The organism is Chryseobacterium rhizoplanae (genome assembly GCF_900182655.1).
GTDB lineage: Bacteria > Bacteroidota > Bacteroidia > Flavobacteriales > Weeksellaceae > Chryseobacterium > Chryseobacterium rhizoplanae.
Window position 1 is genome coordinate 154,613 of record NZ_FXTC01000008.1, and the last position, 17,790, is coordinate 172,402.

At 36.3% G+C, this 17,790-nt stretch carries 19 protein-coding genes; 3 read left to right on the forward strand and 16 right to left on the reverse strand.

Features of this window, described 5'->3' with window-relative positions:
* Positions 1-5 precede the first annotated feature (5 nt).
* The 16 genes from FN817_RS17265 to FN817_RS17340 form a co-directional block, all read right to left on the reverse strand.
* Entirely contained in the window at positions 6-731 is a 726-nt protein-coding gene (locus FN817_RS17265; RefSeq protein WP_142719026.1) for an SDR family NAD(P)-dependent oxidoreductase, read from the reverse strand.
* A complete protein-coding gene (locus FN817_RS17270; protein ID WP_142719027.1) occupies positions 731-2,050 on the reverse strand; it encodes an FAD-binding oxidoreductase in 1,320 nt (439 codons plus the stop codon). The genes FN817_RS17265 and FN817_RS17270 overlap by 1 nt, the downstream gene beginning before the upstream one ends.
* Complete coding sequence (locus FN817_RS17275; RefSeq protein ID WP_142719028.1) at positions 2,047-2,934, reverse strand: decaprenyl-phosphate phosphoribosyltransferase; 888 nt, start codon at positions 2,932-2,934, stop codon at positions 2,047-2,049. The genes FN817_RS17270 and FN817_RS17275 overlap by 4 nt, the downstream gene beginning before the upstream one ends.
* A 107-nt stretch (positions 2,935-3,041) precedes the next feature.
* Positions 3,042-3,731 (reverse strand): OmpA family protein, encoded by a 690-nt coding sequence (locus FN817_RS17280; protein WP_142719029.1) that lies wholly within the window; start codon positions 3,729-3,731, stop codon positions 3,042-3,044.
* A gap of 25 nt (positions 3,732-3,756) precedes the next feature.
* A complete protein-coding gene (locus tag FN817_RS17285) occupies positions 3,757-4,248 on the reverse strand; it encodes a lipocalin family protein (RefSeq protein WP_142719030.1) in 492 nt (163 codons plus the stop codon).
* 124 nt (positions 4,249-4,372) lie between these two features.
* Entirely contained in the window at positions 4,373-6,055 is a 1,683-nt protein-coding gene (locus tag FN817_RS17290; protein ID WP_142719031.1) for a S8 family serine peptidase, read from the reverse strand.
* A gap of 86 nt (positions 6,056-6,141) precedes the next feature.
* Positions 6,142-6,759, reverse strand: coding sequence for a WbqC family protein (locus tag FN817_RS17295; protein WP_142719032.1), 618 nt, complete (start codon positions 6,757-6,759; stop codon positions 6,142-6,144).
* 11 nt (positions 6,760-6,770) lie between these two features.
* A complete protein-coding gene (lepB, locus tag FN817_RS17300) occupies positions 6,771-7,445 on the reverse strand; it encodes a signal peptidase I (RefSeq protein WP_228451593.1) in 675 nt (224 codons plus the stop codon).
* A complete protein-coding gene (gene lepB, locus FN817_RS17305; RefSeq protein ID WP_142719033.1) occupies positions 7,445-9,088 on the reverse strand; it encodes a signal peptidase I in 1,644 nt (547 codons plus the stop codon). Before lepB (FN817_RS17305) ends, lepB (FN817_RS17300) begins: the two co-directional genes overlap by 1 nt.
* Positions 9,089-9,214: 126 nt before the next feature.
* Entirely contained in the window at positions 9,215-9,916 is a 702-nt protein-coding gene (gene dapB / locus FN817_RS17310; RefSeq protein ID WP_047374207.1) for a 4-hydroxy-tetrahydrodipicolinate reductase, read from the reverse strand.
* A gap of 60 nt (positions 9,917-9,976) precedes the next feature.
* Positions 9,977-10,615, reverse strand: coding sequence for a DUF5683 domain-containing protein (locus tag FN817_RS17315; RefSeq protein WP_142719034.1), 639 nt, complete (start codon positions 10,613-10,615; stop codon positions 9,977-9,979).
* Entirely contained in the window at positions 10,615-11,505 is an 891-nt protein-coding gene (locus FN817_RS17320; protein WP_142719035.1) for a ParB/RepB/Spo0J family partition protein, read from the reverse strand. The genes FN817_RS17315 and FN817_RS17320 overlap by 1 nt, the downstream gene beginning before the upstream one ends.
* Positions 11,506-11,574: 69 nt before the next feature.
* Positions 11,575-12,348: a ParA family protein gene (locus FN817_RS17325; RefSeq protein WP_047374161.1), complete on the reverse strand. Its 774-nt coding sequence runs from the start codon at positions 12,346-12,348 to the stop codon at positions 11,575-11,577.
* Between the two features lie 164 nt (positions 12,349-12,512).
* Positions 12,513-13,355 (reverse strand): energy transducer TonB, encoded by an 843-nt coding sequence (locus tag FN817_RS17330; protein ID WP_142719036.1) that lies wholly within the window; start codon positions 13,353-13,355, stop codon positions 12,513-12,515.
* A gap of 254 nt (positions 13,356-13,609) precedes the next feature.
* Positions 13,610-13,897, reverse strand: a complete 288-nt coding sequence (locus FN817_RS17335) for a hypothetical protein (RefSeq protein WP_142719037.1) — start codon at positions 13,895-13,897, stop codon at positions 13,610-13,612.
* Between the two features lie 210 nt (positions 13,898-14,107).
* Positions 14,108-15,394, reverse strand: a complete 1,287-nt coding sequence (locus FN817_RS17340; RefSeq protein ID WP_142719038.1) for an adenylosuccinate synthase — start codon at positions 15,392-15,394, stop codon at positions 14,108-14,110.
* Positions 15,395-15,549: 155 nt separating this feature from the next.
* Between FN817_RS17340 and FN817_RS17345 the strand changes: the two genes are divergently transcribed.
* Genes FN817_RS17345 through FN817_RS17355 form a run of 3 tightly spaced genes read left to right on the forward strand, consistent with a single transcriptional unit; the run spans position 15,550 to position 17,693 of the window.
* Entirely contained in the window at positions 15,550-16,176 is a 627-nt protein-coding gene (locus FN817_RS17345) for a hypothetical protein (RefSeq protein WP_142719039.1), read from the forward strand.
* Positions 16,177-16,185: 9 nt separating this feature from the next.
* A complete protein-coding gene (locus FN817_RS17350) occupies positions 16,186-17,112 on the forward strand; it encodes an alpha/beta fold hydrolase (protein ID WP_142719040.1) in 927 nt (308 codons plus the stop codon).
* Between the two features lie 41 nt (positions 17,113-17,153).
* Entirely contained in the window at positions 17,154-17,693 is a 540-nt protein-coding gene (locus FN817_RS17355; RefSeq protein ID WP_142719041.1) for an AAA family ATPase, read from the forward strand.
* The last annotated feature ends 97 nt before the right edge of the window (positions 17,694-17,790 follow it).

Here is a 17,790-nt window from a genome sequence, read left to right on the forward strand (position 1 = left end):
TCTTCTTAAAGCTTTAATTTCTTGAATATAAACTCAGGTATATTCCTGATAATCATCATAATAATACTCCAAACCGGCAAAACATATGCCACGTTTTTCTCCTTTTTGAAGGCTTTATAAATACAGGCAGCCGCCTGTTTCGGTGTTGCTGTCAGTTTCGGGTTCAAAGGCAGGCCTTCTGTCATTTTGGTTGCCATAAACCCTGGTTTTATCGTGAGAACGTGTACTTTTTTGTCAAAAAGATAGTTTCTCAAGCCACTCAAATAGGCTGTAAATGCTGCTTTTGCACTTCCATAGATGAAATTACTCTGTCTTCCCCTGTCTCCTGCTACTGATGAGAGCCCAATGATCGTTCCGGATCTTCTGCTTTCAAATTTATGAGCAAAATAATTCATTACAGGAACCAGTTTTGAATAATTAATGTCTATGATCCGTTCCGTATTCCTGTTGTCATACAGTCCTTCTTCTGTTCCTTCTCCCAAATATCCTACGGCACAAAATAATACATTTGAATTGATATTATCAAATCTGTTGTAATCAATTTCTTTGGTCAGATCCAGTTCAATAACTTCTGCCTGCTGCAGAAACTTCACATCAATATGTCTTGCGAAGCGTTCTGTAGTTTCTTTATTTGAGGTAAAAAGATAGATTTTTTCAAACTTTTCTCCTTCCTGAAGTGCTTTTTCCACAAAAGCCTGTGCCACTTCAGATGTACTTCCCAGAACTATCATTATGAGTTGTTGTTTATGATTCTTTTGTGCTGTAAAGACACAAATTTAGGATTTTGAATGTTTTTCAGATAATTGGTAAGCGATGATCTGCTCATACTGTCTTTGGTAAGGTAAATTCTTCCTCCGAACTCCTGAACAATTGCATCAAGCTGGTCTACCAGTTTTTTCAGTTTTGAATTGACTTTAAAATCCAGAGCCAGTGTATACCCTTCAACAGGGAATGAGTTGTAAGCCTCCGGATTGTGTTTTCCAAAAAGTTTTAAAACTGCCAGGAATGATCCGTTTCCGCTTTTCGCGATCGTTTCAAGGATTCTTTTCATCCCTTCTTTTCCCGCTTCTTTAGGAATTACCATCTGATATTGTATAAAACCGGATTTTCCGTAGATTTTGTTCCAATCATTAATAGCATCCAATGGATAGAAAAATGTTTCGTAATCAATAAAGTTTTTAACTTCTTTCTTAGACTGTTTTTTATAGTATAGCCAGTTGAAAACTTTTACCGTAAGGGCATTCAGCACAAATCCCGGAAAATAAAAAGGAACTGTAGGTGATAATTTTTTCTTTAATCTCAAAGGAGTTTTCGAAAATTTCTGGGGAAGTTCATGTTGAAAGGCATGTTCACCTCTCATCAGGATACTTCTTCCAATGTTTTTTCCTTTCTGAAGACAATCAATCCATGCAACGGTATAAGTCCAGTTTTCACTTTCATCAAACAGTTTAAAGATCTCATCCAGATTTTCTGCTTTGATACTTTCCTGACGAATGTATGCGGATTCTATATTTTTAAGCTTAAATTTTGCCGTAAGAATAATCCCTGTAAGTCCCATTCCACCAATGGTAGCCCAGAACTTCTCTGAATTTTCTTCTCTGGAACAGGTAATAATTTCCCCGCTCTCGGTCATGAGTTTAAATTCAATCACATATTCTGAAAAACACCCTTCTGCATGATGGTTTTTTCCGTGAACATCAGAAGCTATAGCGCCTCCTACTGATACAAATTTTGTACCCGGAGTAACATACAGAAAATATCCCTGCGGAACAGCAATTTCCAGAACATCTGAAAGCAGCACTCCGGATTCACATTCTATCACTCCGTTTAAACGGTCAAAATTGATAAACTTATTTAATTTTTTTGTTGAAAATATAGATTCTCCCAACGAAGCATCTCCATAACATCTTCCGTTTCCTCTGGCAATAATTTCATTGTGATTGAGTACAAATTCTTTTATTTTTTTGAAACTGTCCTCTGATCTCATTTCTTTCTCTACTACCGGGAAATTACCCCAGTTTGTAACTTTCTGTGTGAAATTCGGCTTCATTTCTTAAAATAAATTTGAATTAAAAATGCAGCTACCCAAAGTACCAGGGTAACCTGTATATAACGGTCCCGGTACACAATTTTTGTAGGAGACTCCGTTCTGTTGTAGACCAAAGTCTGCTGAAGGTATCTTAATAAGGCAAAAACCACGAAGATTACCGTATAAAAAACTCTTTCATGGAATCTTTCCTGAACTTCCGGAGACAGGGTAAACATCAGGTAACACACAATAGCCAGTGTAATAGAAATGGATAATGCAATATCTGCAAACTGAACATTATAGCCATCCAATGCCTTTCTTGTTTTTCCTGAAACCTGTGCGTTGATCAACTCTCCCCTTCTTTTTCCAATTGCAAGTACGAGTGCCAGTACAAATGTTAATAGAATAGCCCATTGTGAAATACTGATGCCTGTAATATAACCTCCAGCCAATACACGAAGTACAAATCCTATAGCAATAATAAAGATATCGATAATCGGAACATGTTTCAGTCTAAATGTATAGGCCAGATTCATCATCACATAGAAACCTATGATGATAGCAAACTTCCAAAGCAACTCATGGAAGTAGAGCTGTGTGAAAAATACAAGAACAATATCTGTAATAACCAGACCGATAAGAATTCCTATAGCTGTTGCTTTTGAAATAGCTCCACTGGCTAAAGGTCTTCTCCTTTTTTCAGGATGTTTTCTGTCTGCTTCAATATCATTGTAATCATTCAGGATATACACAACACTGGCCGCAAGCGAAAATATAACAAATGCGAAAATGCTTTTGGTAAGCAGATCTATGTTGGTAATATTGCCTGAAAAGAAAAGAGGGACAAATACAAAAAGGTTTTTCACCCATTGCTCTACACGGAGCAGCTTTAAATATTTCTTCATTTATGTTATTTCAAGTACAAAAATAATAAATTCAAAATTTCTAGCATAAAAATACAAAAAAAACCGCCGGGGCGGTCTTTTACGAAAATATTTATATGTAAAATTAATTACTGCCCTTGTTTGGCATCGTTAATCATTTTTTCATTTGCAGTAATGGCAAACTCTACTCTTCTGTTTTTAGCTCTTCCTTCATCAGTATCGTTGCTTGCAACCGGCATATTTTTACCTTCACCTTTTGTGAACATTCTGCCTGAAGCGATTCCTTTTCCTACTAAATAAGCTTTTACCGCATCTGCTCTTCTTTGAGAAAGCGACAAATTGTAAGCATCTTTACCTACGCTGTCTGTATATCCATAGATATTGATATTAGTATCCGGGTTATTTGCTAATACTTGAGCAAGCTTATCAAGGTTAGTCTGTGCAAGAGAAGTAAGGTTTGAAGAGTCAAATGCAAAGTTAACGATGCTTTCATTCATTGTTACTTTAATACCGTCTCCTACTCTTTCTACCTGAGCACCTGGTAAAGTTTCTTTAATATCTCTGGCCTGCTTATCCATTTTGTTACCGATAACATTACCAGCTACACCACCGATAATACCACCTAATACAGCACCAATAGCTCCGTTTCCTCCTTTTCCTACATTGTTACCCAAGATACCTCCAAGTACTGCTCCTGAAGCAACACCTACTGCTGTACCTCTTTGTTGGTGATTTGAATTCTGAACCGCCTCACAGCTTGTCAATAATAATGCTGATGACAAGAAAAGGGCTCCTACGTATGTTTTATTAAAATTCATTTTTTTGATCTTTTATGTTGATAAATTATTTCATTCCTGCTCTCTGGAAGTTGTAAACTACTTTTACATTTCCTCCTTCAAAAGGAACATCTTGCTGAAGTGAAAACTGATCTGTAGACTGGTTGATTAACATCATTGTATACCCTGCAGTATTTTGTTTTGCTTTAGTACCTGAAGCAATTTTTTTAAACATAAACGTGTTACCGTCTTTTACTTCAAACTTGATAGGCTGTGTAATTGCCGGGCAATCTCCGCCACCATTTAAAGTATACGCTCCTGTCCAGTTATTAGGAATCAGTCTCCAGTGGCTTCCTACGAAACACTGTGCGTCTGCACCTTCGTCAAAAGGTTTAATTTTATAACCTTTATCATAATCTATGCTTACAATCTGCCAGTCTCCTTTCATTTTCAGGAAGTCGGCTCTTTGATTTTGAGATGTAGCTGCTTTGTTAACAGAGGAACACGAAACTGCAAAAAGTGATGTTCCCAACATCCCTGCAAGTAGTAACTTTTTCATTTTGTTGTTTATTATTTTGTTACTATAAAGTTACAAAAAACCGTGCCAAAATTTAAAATAAAAAATAAAAAGTCCGAAAAAATTCGGACTTTTTATGGTTTCTCCTTAAAGACAGGGAGATAAATTATTTTTTAACAGCCTTTTTTACGGATTTCGAAGGCTTAGCAGTGCTTGCCGGCTTTCCTTTGTAGAAATTAGTATAGGCGTATTCTGCAGCTTTTTTCAGGTCGATAACACCTCCGGCCTGCGATTGATCTGTAAATCCGTTTGCAGTACTTGCATTGCTGCTTTTTACAAGCGCTTCAATAATCTGATAAGGTTTAAGATCCGGCATATATGCTAATAAAACAGCAGCTCCTCCAGCTACCACAGGGGAAGCCATAGAGGTTCCCTGAAGGTATTTGTATTCGTTTTTAGGAACAGTAGAATAGATTTCTTCTCCCGGAGCGAAAACATTCACCATTTTTTTATTGTAGTTAGAGAAATCGGCTCTTAAAGCATTGTTTTTATTGGTACTTGCTCCTACTACAAGAACGTTGCTTACAAATGGTTTTTCATCAGTAACATTTTTAAAGTTGGTAGGATATGCCAAATGTTCTGCGACATCTTCATTTTCGTTACCAGCAGCTTTTACTAAAAGAACGCCTTTATCTTCAGCATATTTAAAAGCATCCCAAACTACATTTTTACCTGGAGAAACAGGTTTCCCGAAGCTCATATTTAAAACTTTTGCTCCGTTATCTACTGCATATCTGATAGCGTTAGCAACGTCTTTATCTCTTTCATCACCATTCGGAACTGTTCTTACAGACATGATCTTAGCAACCTTTGAAGCTACCCCATGCTGAATTTCTTTTCCTTGCGGCAGTCCTGCAATAATTCCCGCTACGTGAGTTCCATGCTCTGCATCCGGTCCTTCGTAATGGTTGTTACCATAACTTTTTTCAGAATAGTCATCATAGTTATCACCTACAATTTCTTTTCTGGTATCATAGGAAAGGTCATATTGTTTTGCTGCCGGAGCAAAGTGGTCTATTGCCTCCTTCATCTCTTCTTTCATCTTTTTTTCAAATTCAGCGGAAGATTTTCCTTTGAATTCTGGACTTTGAGAAATCTGACCCAAAAATTCCAGTGCGATTGCATCTTTCTGGTCTGTAGGAGCTTTAATTGCTGAAAGTGTTTCAGCAGTGACAGGCTTACCTCCTAATAATTTTACCATATTAGGAATCAGCTCGTTCAGCATAGAATATGTTTTGAAATTCTGCTGAGCCTCGATACTTTTTTTATTGAACATATCTTTGGCCTTCATATACATATCAAACTCTTCTTTCATCTGAGCCTGATTTGCTTTATTTTTAGTGGAATCAGTTCCTTCAAAAACAGGTTTGTATTTGGCAACGACTCTTGTCACTTCCATATTGTCGATATCAACGTCACCGTTTTTACCTCCTATGAAGTTCCAGCCGTGTACATCATCAACATATCCGTTTCCGTCATCATCTTTACCATTTCCGGGAACTTCATTAGGGTTTGACCAAAGGTTCTTTACCAATCCGGGATGGTCTACCTGTACTCCACTATCCAAAACTCCTACCACAACGGTTTTAGGCTTCAGTCCTTTAGATTCTAAGTATTTATAAGCATTTTCCGTATTTACCCCATATACTTTTGAAGTTGCAAAATCTTTATGATACCATGTCATCAGATCTTTATCTTCGTTTGGATCAATACTTTTAGCTTTAGATTCCTGTGCAAAAGAAAAACTAAAACCTGCTAAAAAAACTGCAGCTAATAATACCTTTTTCATATGTTGAAATTTATTTTTTAAAAGAGAGACACCAATCGCCAACTTCTTCTGTTCTATACTGAAATTTCACTAATAGCGATTGTATGCTAATATGATTGTTTTACATTTTTTATATACATCAGTGACTCCGGACCTTTATTACAAATAAGGTCAAGAACCGAAAGGTCTTCCAAAAAGCCTAGTTTATCAGAAAACGTCTGGTAATATTCTTCCATTTGAAACTCTGACGGAAGCTTTGCCGAAAACTTTTCTCTGAAATTAATACTTTCAGGATTTTTGATATATTCTTCATTCAAAGAGTGTGCCTTTTCTGTTTTCAATATCTGTTGGATGATTTCTATCCCTTTAAGGTTAAAATCAAGAAGGTATTTTTCCTGAAGCTCAAATATTTTTCTGAACTTATCTTCATAGTATTCAAAATAAGGAGAACTCTGATATGCTGTCTTGATTGATTTCCAATGAAGGGCTCTCCAATCTTCGCGGTAAGAGATCTCAATATCTTTAAATTCTCTTTTACCGTTATGATGGATAGGAATTATTAAAGACAATTTTCCGTTGGCTCCATAGATGTTTGCTCTGTTTCTATAAGTCTGCTTGGGAAAGCTCTCAAACTGTTCCAATGTAATTTCATTCTCAGGATTTAATAATACTGAAAACCATGAAATTGGGGGCAAATAAAATGCCGGTAATAAAATATTTTGCATAATAATATAATCTAGTTTCTAGGATAAATTACTCGTCCTACAGCATCCTTCTCATCAATAAAGCCTAAATAACGGGAATCTAAACTTGCATTACGATTATCTCCTAAAAAGAATAATTTTCCACTTGGAACTTTTATTGGTCCAAAGTTATCTGCATTCCAATCTTTATGATAAATTTTGCGAACATCCTGATCTGTATTTGGATTTATAAACCTTTCATGAAAGAAATTATCATTAAGTTCTTTATCACTTAACTGGGTAATGAAGTAATTATCATCAATCTGAAAGATTTCACTTTCTTCAGTTCCTTTAAATAGGAGATCATTTGCATAGTCTCTGCCTATTTTATAAGAATGCTTCACATTAAACTTATCTATCAATGTGTTATTAATGTATAATTTTCCATTCTTAATTAAAATTTCATCATTTTCCGTTCCTATTAATCTTTGCACATAGACACCTTGAGGGTAATCTAAATTATTCTGATTGTAAGCAATCATTTCAAACTTGGCATAAGGAAGGATGTTAGTCATCACAATAAATGACTTTTTTTTGATGGTAGGTTCATTGCCTGCCGTTGGTACAAAAGCATATTGCAAAACCCCGGAGAGTTTTGCAATAATAAAAAGAGTTACAATAAAGCTGCCTATTAAAAGGACTCTATTAAATATTTTACTTTTAAACACTATTCTTCAGTTTTTTTCTTTCTGAATAATTTCACGAAATACTCCCATCCGAAGAACAGGATCAGGATCATTGCAGCAATCCACCAGTAAGAGGTTTTGTTAGCTTCTCCTGTATTGGTTGCTTTGAACATTCTTTCCCAACGGATTTTGAATGGCGCCTGATAAGTAGAACTGCTGTCTGCAAAAGCACCCTGAAGGCTCATCCATGTAAACATCGGTTTTCCTACAATATTTTCTTCCGGAACAAAACCAAAGAACCTTGCATCTAATGAAGCATCTCTGTTGTCTCCTACCATCATATAATAATCCTGCTGAATAGTATATTGGGTTGCTTCTTTTCCGTTGATAAAGATTTTGCCGTTCTTTTTCTCTAAGCTGTTGTGCTCATATTCAGAAATGATCCACTGATAGGTTGGAAGTGTTTCCTTATTGATCGCTACCACATCACCTTTTTTAGGAATTCTAAGCGGGCCATACCAATCCTGATTCCAAGGTTTGTTAATTGGGAAGATAGATTGAGTAGTATCAATTTTAGTTTTGGCTTCATCTCTGTAATATACTGCAGCTTCACCTTTCGCTGAAACTTCTTCTTTCATATCAAGAACATGAGGAAGTTCTTTAATTTCTTTAGCCGTCTTGTCTGTTAAACCCTGAAAACCATAAATGAATCCTCCGTTATCCTGCTGAAACTCCTGAACCGGTAAAAATCCATAAGCTTTATATAAGGTTGGGATATCTAACTGAGCATCTGTTGTTACAATATATCTGTGCTGTACTTCCTGATCTCCTAAAACAGTTTCCGGCTTTCCGTTAACGAAAAGTCTTCCGGCTCTCATTTCAAAAGTATCCCCTGCTGTAGCCACACAACGTTTTACGTAAGGGTCTTTTCTGTCGATCGCTGTATGCACAGAATCCTGAGGATAGTTGAAAACCACCACATCATTTTTCTGTGGCTTGTTGAATTGTAAAATTCTTGTGTAAGGAAGCTTTACTGCATCTACGTAAGATTTTGGATCATCTTTCGGGTTACCCTTTTGTCCTGTATCCATAATCGTCCCCTGAAGGAAAGGTATTGCTACCGGGCGCATCGGAAGTCTGTACCCGTAGCTCCATTTGTTTACAAAAAGGAAGTCACCCACCAGTAATGTTCTTTCCATAGATCCTGTAGGAATCCCGAAAGGCTGTGTTACAAAAACGTGGATAATGGTTGCAAAAACTACCGCAAAGGTAATTGAACCTACGAATGTATCTTTCTTTTTATCATTCTTCTCTTCATCTGTAAGAAACAGGTCGTTTGCATTTTCATCTTCTAACTCTACATCTTTAGAATAGTTGATCACCGCCAAATAAATAAACGGCAGGATCACGGTAAGAATCTGATCTTTGAAAAGGGTTTTCCCAAACTTTTTCACGAGATAAAGGTGGAAAACAGACATCATGATTGGCCCTACAATCGGAAGATAAGACAGGATCGCCCACCATTTCGGATGCTTTGTTTCTTTCAGAATGATGAAATAGTTGTAGAAAGGGATAAAAGCAAATAAAGGGCTATAGCCCATTTTCTTGAACAGTTTCCAAGATGAAATGCCCATCAATACGGATAGTATGAGGACATATACGGTATAAGTTAAAAAATAATTCATAAATTTTTGTGCCTATTCTTATGATAAAAATGATGAGTAATAAATGATAAAAGCAGTCCGCTGTTTACAATTCACTATTCATCATTTTCTGTTTATTGGTCTGCAATTTACAGAATTTGTTACAAATTAAAGTCCCAAAACGTCTTTCATTGCGAAGTTTCCTTTTTTATCTTTGATCCATTCGGCAGCTACCACAGCTCCCAGCGCAAAACCGTTTCTGTTGAAAGCAGTGTGCTTGATCTCGATTTCGTCTACCTCACTTCTGTAATATACACTGTGAGTTCCCGGAACTTCATCTTCACGTACCGCAAAAATTCCTAATTGTTTACCTTCTGTTTCTTCCAGCTTCCAGGCATCGAATTTAGGATTGTTCTGAATGATTCCTTCTGCAATGGAAATAGCGGTTCCGCTTGGAGCATCTTTTTTATGGATGTGGTGAATCTCTTCCAGCTGGCAAGAGTATTCATCTACGTTTTTCATCAGATCTGCAAGCTTTTCGTTTAAAGCAAAAAATAAATTGACTCCTAAGCTAAAGTTGGAACCATATAAAAATGCAGTACCGTTTTCTACAGCCAGTTTTTCTATTTCTTCTTTCTGATCCAGCCAGCCTGTAGTTCCACAGATCACCGGAATTTTATTTTCAAGACAAGCTTTAATGTTTTCAAATGCCACTTCAGGCAATGAGAATTCAATCACAACATCCGGATTATTAAGATTCTCAGCAGTTGGGGTTTCCTTAAGACGGGCAACTACTTCATGACCTCTTTTCTGCGCGATCTCGTCAATGATCTTACCCATTTTACCATAACCAACTAATGCTATTTTCATATAATCTTTTTTATTTTTGAATACTGCTTTCAACTGAGGTCTTTAGCAGATATGTTGTTTCTAAAATCTATAACTTAAACTGAACCCTGTTTTTGGAGCACTGTACCCATACTGATCCTGAATAACCGATGGTTTAAAAACCAGATCCGGGTCATGACGGCTTTCGTAAAGGTGTGCATCTACTACGGCATCTACAATATTCAGAATATAAATAAGTCCTGTAATCGCAATGGCGTAATCTCTTTGTCTCTTCGCTCTGTCCTGTGCGTTCCCCAATGCTCTTTTATCTAAAAACGGGTGGCTGTCCACAAATTCATTAGGAGTACCATTAAGTTTCGCGATGTAGTATTCACGATATTTTTTGTATTGGTTGTCATTCCATACGGCAATACCCACTCCGGCTCCTACCGCTCCCCAGACAATAGGAATCTTCCAGTATTTTTTGTTATAAAACTGTCCTAATCCCGGTAAAACGGCAGAATACAATCCTGCTCTGGTGGGATTCAGTTTTATGGTTTTTACTGTGGGACCATTGGCTTTTTCAAGATCTTCAATGATCTTTGCTTCTGTTTTACCTGGTTTTACCACACGGGGTTCCTCTTTCGGAGGAGTCTGCATCCGAACGGTATCAATAGGGTTTACTTGTGAGTAGGCCAGTGCAGCGATACACAAGAAAAATGTGAAAAATATTTTCTTCATTATTTAATATGGGATAAAATATATTCCAGCTCTTCTTCATTTTTGAAGTCCAGGACAATTTTACCTTTTTTACCATTTCCAGAAGATTTGATCTCTACTTTTACGTCCAAGATATCAGCGATTGTCTTCTGGGCTTTTTTATAGTTATTGGAAAGCTCCACTTTTGCTTTTTTGGCAGCGGGAGATTTTGGATTCTTCAATGCAGCAGCTGCCTGTTCTGCCTGACGAACGTTTAATTTTTCTTTGATAATAAGCTCGAACAAAACCTGCTGATCTTCTTCACTTTCAAGACTGATGATTGCTCTGCCGTGTCCTGCAGAAATTTCACCACTTCTGATAGCATTCTGAATATCAGGGTTTAGTCTTAACAACCTGATAGAATTGGTAATGGTACTTCTGTCCTTTCCTATTCTCTGGCTCAGATTTTCCTGTGTAAGTCCTATTTCCTCTAAAAGCCTATGATAAGTCAGTGCAATTTCGATGGCATCAAGATCTTCTCTCTGGATGTTTTCAACAAGAGCCATCTCAAGAAGTTCCTGATCATTCACTAAACGGATATAGGCAGGAATAGTCGTTAACCCCGCAATTTTAGTTGCTCTGTAACGTCTTTCCCCGGAAATGATTTCAAACTTTTCACCATCTTTTCTCAGGGTTATCGGCTGGATTACCCCTAGGTTTTCAATTGACTGTGCAAGCTCGTTTAATGCTTTTTCATCAAAATAAGTTCTCGGCTGCGTCGGGTTCGGATAGATATCTTCAAGCGAAACTTCTACAATATTTCCCACAAACTTATCTGCTCCTTCATCAGTAGCTGAATTGACAGTTGCTTTAGATTCTGCACTTAAAATAGCGCCCAAACCGCGTCCCATAGCTCTTTTTTTGTCCTTCATAGATATAATTGATAAATGATGTTTAACAAGTGATGACCAGCATACACTTATTGGCCATTTATTATTAATTTAATTCTTTATTAAGTTTTCGTTCCTCAAAAGAACTTCTTCAGCTAACTGAATATACTGAACAGCTCCTTTACTTTCTGCATCATAGTTCAGGATACTTTCTCCAAAACTTGGTGCTTCACTCAATCTTACGTTTCTGCTGATAATGGTTTCAAAAACCATTTCCGGGAAGTGCAGGTTTACTTCTTCCACTACCTGATTGGATAATCTCAATCGGCTGTCATACATCGTAAGAAGAAGACCTTCTATCCCAAGATCTTTATTATGGATCTTCTGAACGTTTTTAACGGTATTCAAAAGTTTCCCCAGTCCTTCTAATGCAAAATACTCACACTGGATCGGTATGATTACAGAATCAGCTGCAGTAAGAGCGTTTACTGTAATAAGACCTAAACTCGGTGCACAGTCGATGATGATATAGTCATAATCGTCTCTTACACTGGCCAGTGCTTTTCTCAGCATATACTCACGATCCTCCTTGTCTACCAATTCAATTTCCGCAGCGACCAGATCGATATGCGACGGAATAATATCCAGGTTCGGAGTCGCAGTTCTTTTGATGCAAACTCTTGTTTCTGCACTATGCTCCAAAAGATTATAAGTAGAATACTGAACATCTTCAACACCCAGACCGGATGTAGCATTCGCCTGAGGATCAGCATCAATGATTAATATTCTTTTTTCCAATACTCCTAATGCTGCCGCCAAGTTGACAGCGGTGGTAGTTTTACCAACGCCTCCTTTTTGATTAGCAATACCTATGATTTTTGCCATTATTAGAACTTTAAGTTTCAAAAATACACTTTTTTCTTTGCTCTCGGTGAGTGGGGAAAATCAAAATTGAGTTAAAATATTGTTAATAAGCAATTTAGCAATAAAAAAAATTATCCACAAAAAAAAATCTTTGTGGATAACTATTTGAAATGTGTTTTTCCGTATTAATTATCAAACTTCATTGAGATAGGAAATTTGAAATAACTTCTTACGAATTCTCCTTTTTTGTTTTTGGCCGGGATCCATTTTCCTTTGCTTGAGATGTTTTTGATTGTTCTCATAGCTTCACTGTTAAAGTCGGCGTTGGTTCCATTAGCTTTTACCCCTGAGATGGTTCCGTCCATTTCTACAATAAAGGTAACTGTCGTTTTTACTACATCTTCTGATTCAAATCCTGAACCATCGAAGTTGTTCATTACTTTATTTCTGAAGGCGTCTATTCCTCCTGTGAAATTAGCTTCTACACTTAATTCCGTTTCAATCTTTTTAGGATCTGTTTTTTCAACTACCGGATCAGCTTTTACTGCAGGCGGGCCATCGCCTCCAATTACGCGTGGAACAATCGGAATATAGGTTGTATTTGATACTTCTTTACCTTCCGATGTTTCTGTGCTTGCTACTGCATTCGTTTTATCTACAACCTGCTTTTCATTGGTAACAGTCGCTTTAGGCTCTGGCAATCTCTCATCATATGTTTTTACTGCGGGAGCTGGTGGCGTTGGCTTTACAATTTGTACAGGAGGATCTTTCGGCTTTTCTACATCTTGAATCTCAATCACATGTGGAAGACTATATATAGTTCCTGTAGGTATTTCTGCTGGTTTAAATGCAGAAATCACAAACGGTGTAATGGATACTGCTGCCATTAAACTTGCTCCGATAAAAAGCGCTTTGGTTAATATTCGATCTGATTCGTTTCTTAATGCATAGGCACCATATTCTTTATTGCGGTGCTCAAAGAGAACTTCGTTAAAACGAAATTCCTGGTTTTGACTATGTTGTTTCATCACTACTACTTTTTTAAACTGTTAAAAATTTTGATTATTAGTTTTGTTAGCTCTTATCGATAAGCAATGTTGTAATATCAAAACATCTGCCAATTTTTTAGCAAAACAACATAATATTAGAAAATTTTATGATAATGTTTAAATTTTAACATTTTTAAGTAGAAAAAGTCACACAGGAAAACAGAACTATTTCCTATGAAAATAAATAAGAACAGTAAACCACAAATAACAGATTGATAGCTTAGTAGAGAAGATTATATAAGCAGGAGAAGAAGAGTAAGCAGTATCAATAATCCCAAAGCATTGATTACTATCAGAATAATTGAACTGATCTTCGTTTTTTTATAACTTTTAGCCGCAAAATAAATCGCGCCTATACTAAAAACCAAACTGCAGACTATAAACAGGATCAGCAAAAAATCTGAACTGACTCTTATAGGCAGTCCCAAATAGACAATCAGCAAAGCCGCATAAGCTATTGTAAAGTATAAGCTGATTACAATATTATCCAGAAAGCGCTGAAGTATTTTATTTTCTTCCATGTGATTGATTTTCTGTTTATAGTTTTGTTCCAAGACAAAAGTATATAAAAATTCATGACCGGGATAATCTGCTAAAAGTCTCTTTAAGTTATTAATCCTAACTCTTGAACCCCGACCCTTGTCAAGGTTTAAAACTTTGACAAGGGTCATTTAAACAAAAAAAGAGACCATCCAATGATAGTCTCTTCGTTATTTTATAATCTAAGAATATTAGAATAATTCTTTTCTGATAATGTTCTGACTTCTTTCAGGACCTACAGAAACCAGGTATACATTGATTCCTAAATATTTCTCAATAAACTCGATGTATTTCTGAGCAGTGTCAGGAAGTTCATCATAGCTTCTTGCTTTTGTAATATCTTCGTTCCAACCTGGTAAATCCTGGTAGATTGGCTCGTAGTTGTATAGCTTTTCTGTTGAAGAAGTGAAATAATCAATAATTTTCCCGTCTTCAGTTTTGTAATGTGTTACTACTTTCAGATTTTCAATTCCTGTAAGAACGTCTAATTTCGTAATTACAAGATTGTTGATCCCATTGATCATACAAGCATGCTTTAAAGAAACAAGGTCTAACCAACCTGTTCTTCTCGGTCTACCTGTAGTAGCTCCGAATTCACCACCGATCTGTCTGATTTTCTCACCTAGTTCGTTATCTAATTCAGAAGGGAAAGGTCCGTTTCCAACTCTTGTACAGTATGCTTTTGCCACACCGATTAAGTTCTGAAGTGATGTTGGCGGAACTCCTGCTCCTGAACAAACACCTCCTGTAGATGGAGAAGATGAAGTTACGTATGGATATGTTCCGAAGTCGATGTCAAGCATTAATGCCTGTGCTCCTTCGAATAATACGTTTTTACCATCTCTGATTGCTTCGTTCAGCTCTAATTCAGTATCAACGATTCTGTCCTGAAGCTGTTTTCCGATCTCTAAATATTCGTTGTAGATTTCTTCAACGTCTAAAGTTGGTTTTCCGTAATATTTTTCAAAAAGAGAATTTTTAACTTTTAAGTTTTTCTCAATTTTATCTCTTAAAATTTCAGGATTTAAAAGGTCTACCATTCTGATTCCGACTCTTGCAATTTTATCTTCATAACAAGGCCCGATTCCTTTTTTGGTAGTTCCGATCTGAGTTCCTCCGTGTTCCTCTTCACGGTAAGTATCCAAAAGGATGTGGTAAGGCATGATTACATGCGCTCTTCTGCTGATAAAGATATGATCTGTTCTCAAGCCTTTGCTCTCGATCTGACCAACTTCTCTAATAAAAGACTTAGGGTTTACCACTACTCCATTCGCAATGATACATTTCCCTTTGCATTGAAGAACTCCTGAAGGAAGAAGGTGTAGAACGAATTTCTCATCACCTACATAAACCGTGTGACCAGCGTTGTCTCCACCCTGGAAACGTACTACATAGTCCGATTTTGCTGATAAAACATCCGTGATTTTTCCTTTGCCTTCATCTCCGTACTGAAGACCTACAACTACATAAGTTGACATATTTTACTTTTGTTTTTAGATTCGTGCAAAATTACTTTTAAAAAATTGGGTGAGCAAATTCTAGGTGGATTTTATTTTTGGTGGGGTGAAAATCATGAGGTTGAAGCTATATTTTTGACATTTATTATTATATTTGAAGTTAATAAATTACATAAATGAAGATATTTCTTGGTTCCCTAATTGGAATTATTTTAACAAACATTTTTAATAGATTATCAATTGCAAACAAATTAAATAATTATAGAAAACTAATCTTAAAATATAACGACGAAATTGCTCTTCCAAAATCAACAGCATATATTTCAGACTTTGATAAAACAAAATTTTACATTCTTAATTATTATTCGATAGTATTTGAAAAAAATAATTTCAATGGGAAATCACAACGAACTTATGATACTATGCCAATGTTTAACTCTGAAATTTATAAATCAATTCCAAGCGAGTATTTATTCAGACTCTTTACAGTAAGAAATGATTATTCAAAATTTATTGATATAATCTACAGTATTGACTATTTAAAAGAAAATTCACCTTTAAATATCTCAACTGATTTCACAGAACAAGTAAAACAACATATATCATATAAAAATTTAAAACCAGAAGAAACTACTGAACATTTCAAAAATTGTAGTTTCCTTGAAGAAAATACGGATTTATACATTTCCAAGATTACAAATTATACAAAAAGAGCTAATTCTTTAAAAAAAGAATTAAATGACATAAACTCAAATTTAAATGGACATAGCGTATACTGGTTATTTAGATATGTTTTTAATTAATATTTTATTATGCTTTTATCTCATAAATCCTCATATCATCCCTCCAACTCTAACAAAGCCTCCCAGATTTTCCACACCCTGTTTTCCCCGGAAACAGCAAAAGCCACCCTTCTCATTGTTCACGGCATGCAGGAACACAGCGGAAGATATGCAGAGATTGCAGCATATTTTGCTTCTCATGGAATTGCCGTATTGACTTATGATCACCTGGGACATGGAAAATCTGTAAAAGAGAAAAAAGACATCGGTTTCTTTCAGCTTGAAAAACCGGATGAAAGGCTTGTTTCCGATGCCGAAATGATGGCTGATTATCTTGCAGAGCAATATCCGAATGTTCCGCATTTTATTTTGGGACATTCTATGGGATCTTTTATTACCCGTTGTCTTCTTCAAAAGGCAAGCAGTAAATTTTCAGGGGCTATCATTACAGGAACCGGCGGACCTTTACCCGGAATAGACTTGTTAAGAGGTTATTTGTCATTAGCCACAGCTATCGCTCCCCGTCACCGTACTTTTTTGAATTCTGTTTTTACGAGCGTCAATAACAAACATTTTAAAAAGGACAAAGATTTCAGTGATACCAGCTGGTTGAGTGTAAATCCTAACAACAGAAAAGCTTTTGAACAGGATGAACTTTGTGGAATTCCATTTAGTCATAATGCCTTTTATACTTTATTTACTGTTTATAAAAAAGCTACGGCGAGAAACTGGGCTGCCACTATTTTCAAGTCATTTCCTTTCCTGTTTGTAAGCGGGCAGAATGACCCGATCGGGGATTTTGGAAAAGGGGTTATGCATACTGTTGACCATTTAAAAGCTGACGGTTTCCAGCATGTGGATGTGAAGATTTATCCGGAGATGCGCCACGAAATTCTTAACGAAGAAATACGGGAAGAGGTACTGAATGAAATCAGTCGTTGGATAGAAAAAAATTAAAATGCTTTCACAGATTTGAGGATTCATAAATGGATAAAGTCATGAGAATACATATTTTCGGAGCTTCAGGTTCCGGGGTTACCACTTTAGGAAAAGCATTGTCTGAGGAACTCAATCTTAAATACTTCGACAGTGATGATTTTTTCTGGCTTCCAACACCAATCCCTTTTACAGAAAGACAAAACCCTGAAACGAGAAATTCAATTGTTTCAGACCAACTTCATACTGCCGAAAACTGGATTTTTGGCGGCTCAATCATTCATTGGGGTAAAAATGTATTTCCTGCATTTGACCTGATTATTTTCCTCTATCTCCCACCTGAAGTACGACTGGAAAGGCTCCGAAAAAGAGAGCATGAAAGATACGGCGAAGAAATTATCACCAATCCGGAAAGAGCAAAAAAATTCCAGGAGTTTATGGATTGGGCTAAAGATTATGATCACCATACGGGTATTGCCAACAGAACGTTGAAAGCCCATTTGGAATGGCTGTCTAAGATGAACACTCCTTTGATTGAAATTTCAGGAGATTATGACCTGCCTAAAAAGATGGAGATTATTCTGAATATAATAAACAAATAAATAGTTTTTAAAGTTTATAGAAAATAAAAACCTGGAAATTAATTTCCAGGTTTTATTATGTAAGGTTTTGGCTAAAGCCAATGGAATTGTATTGATT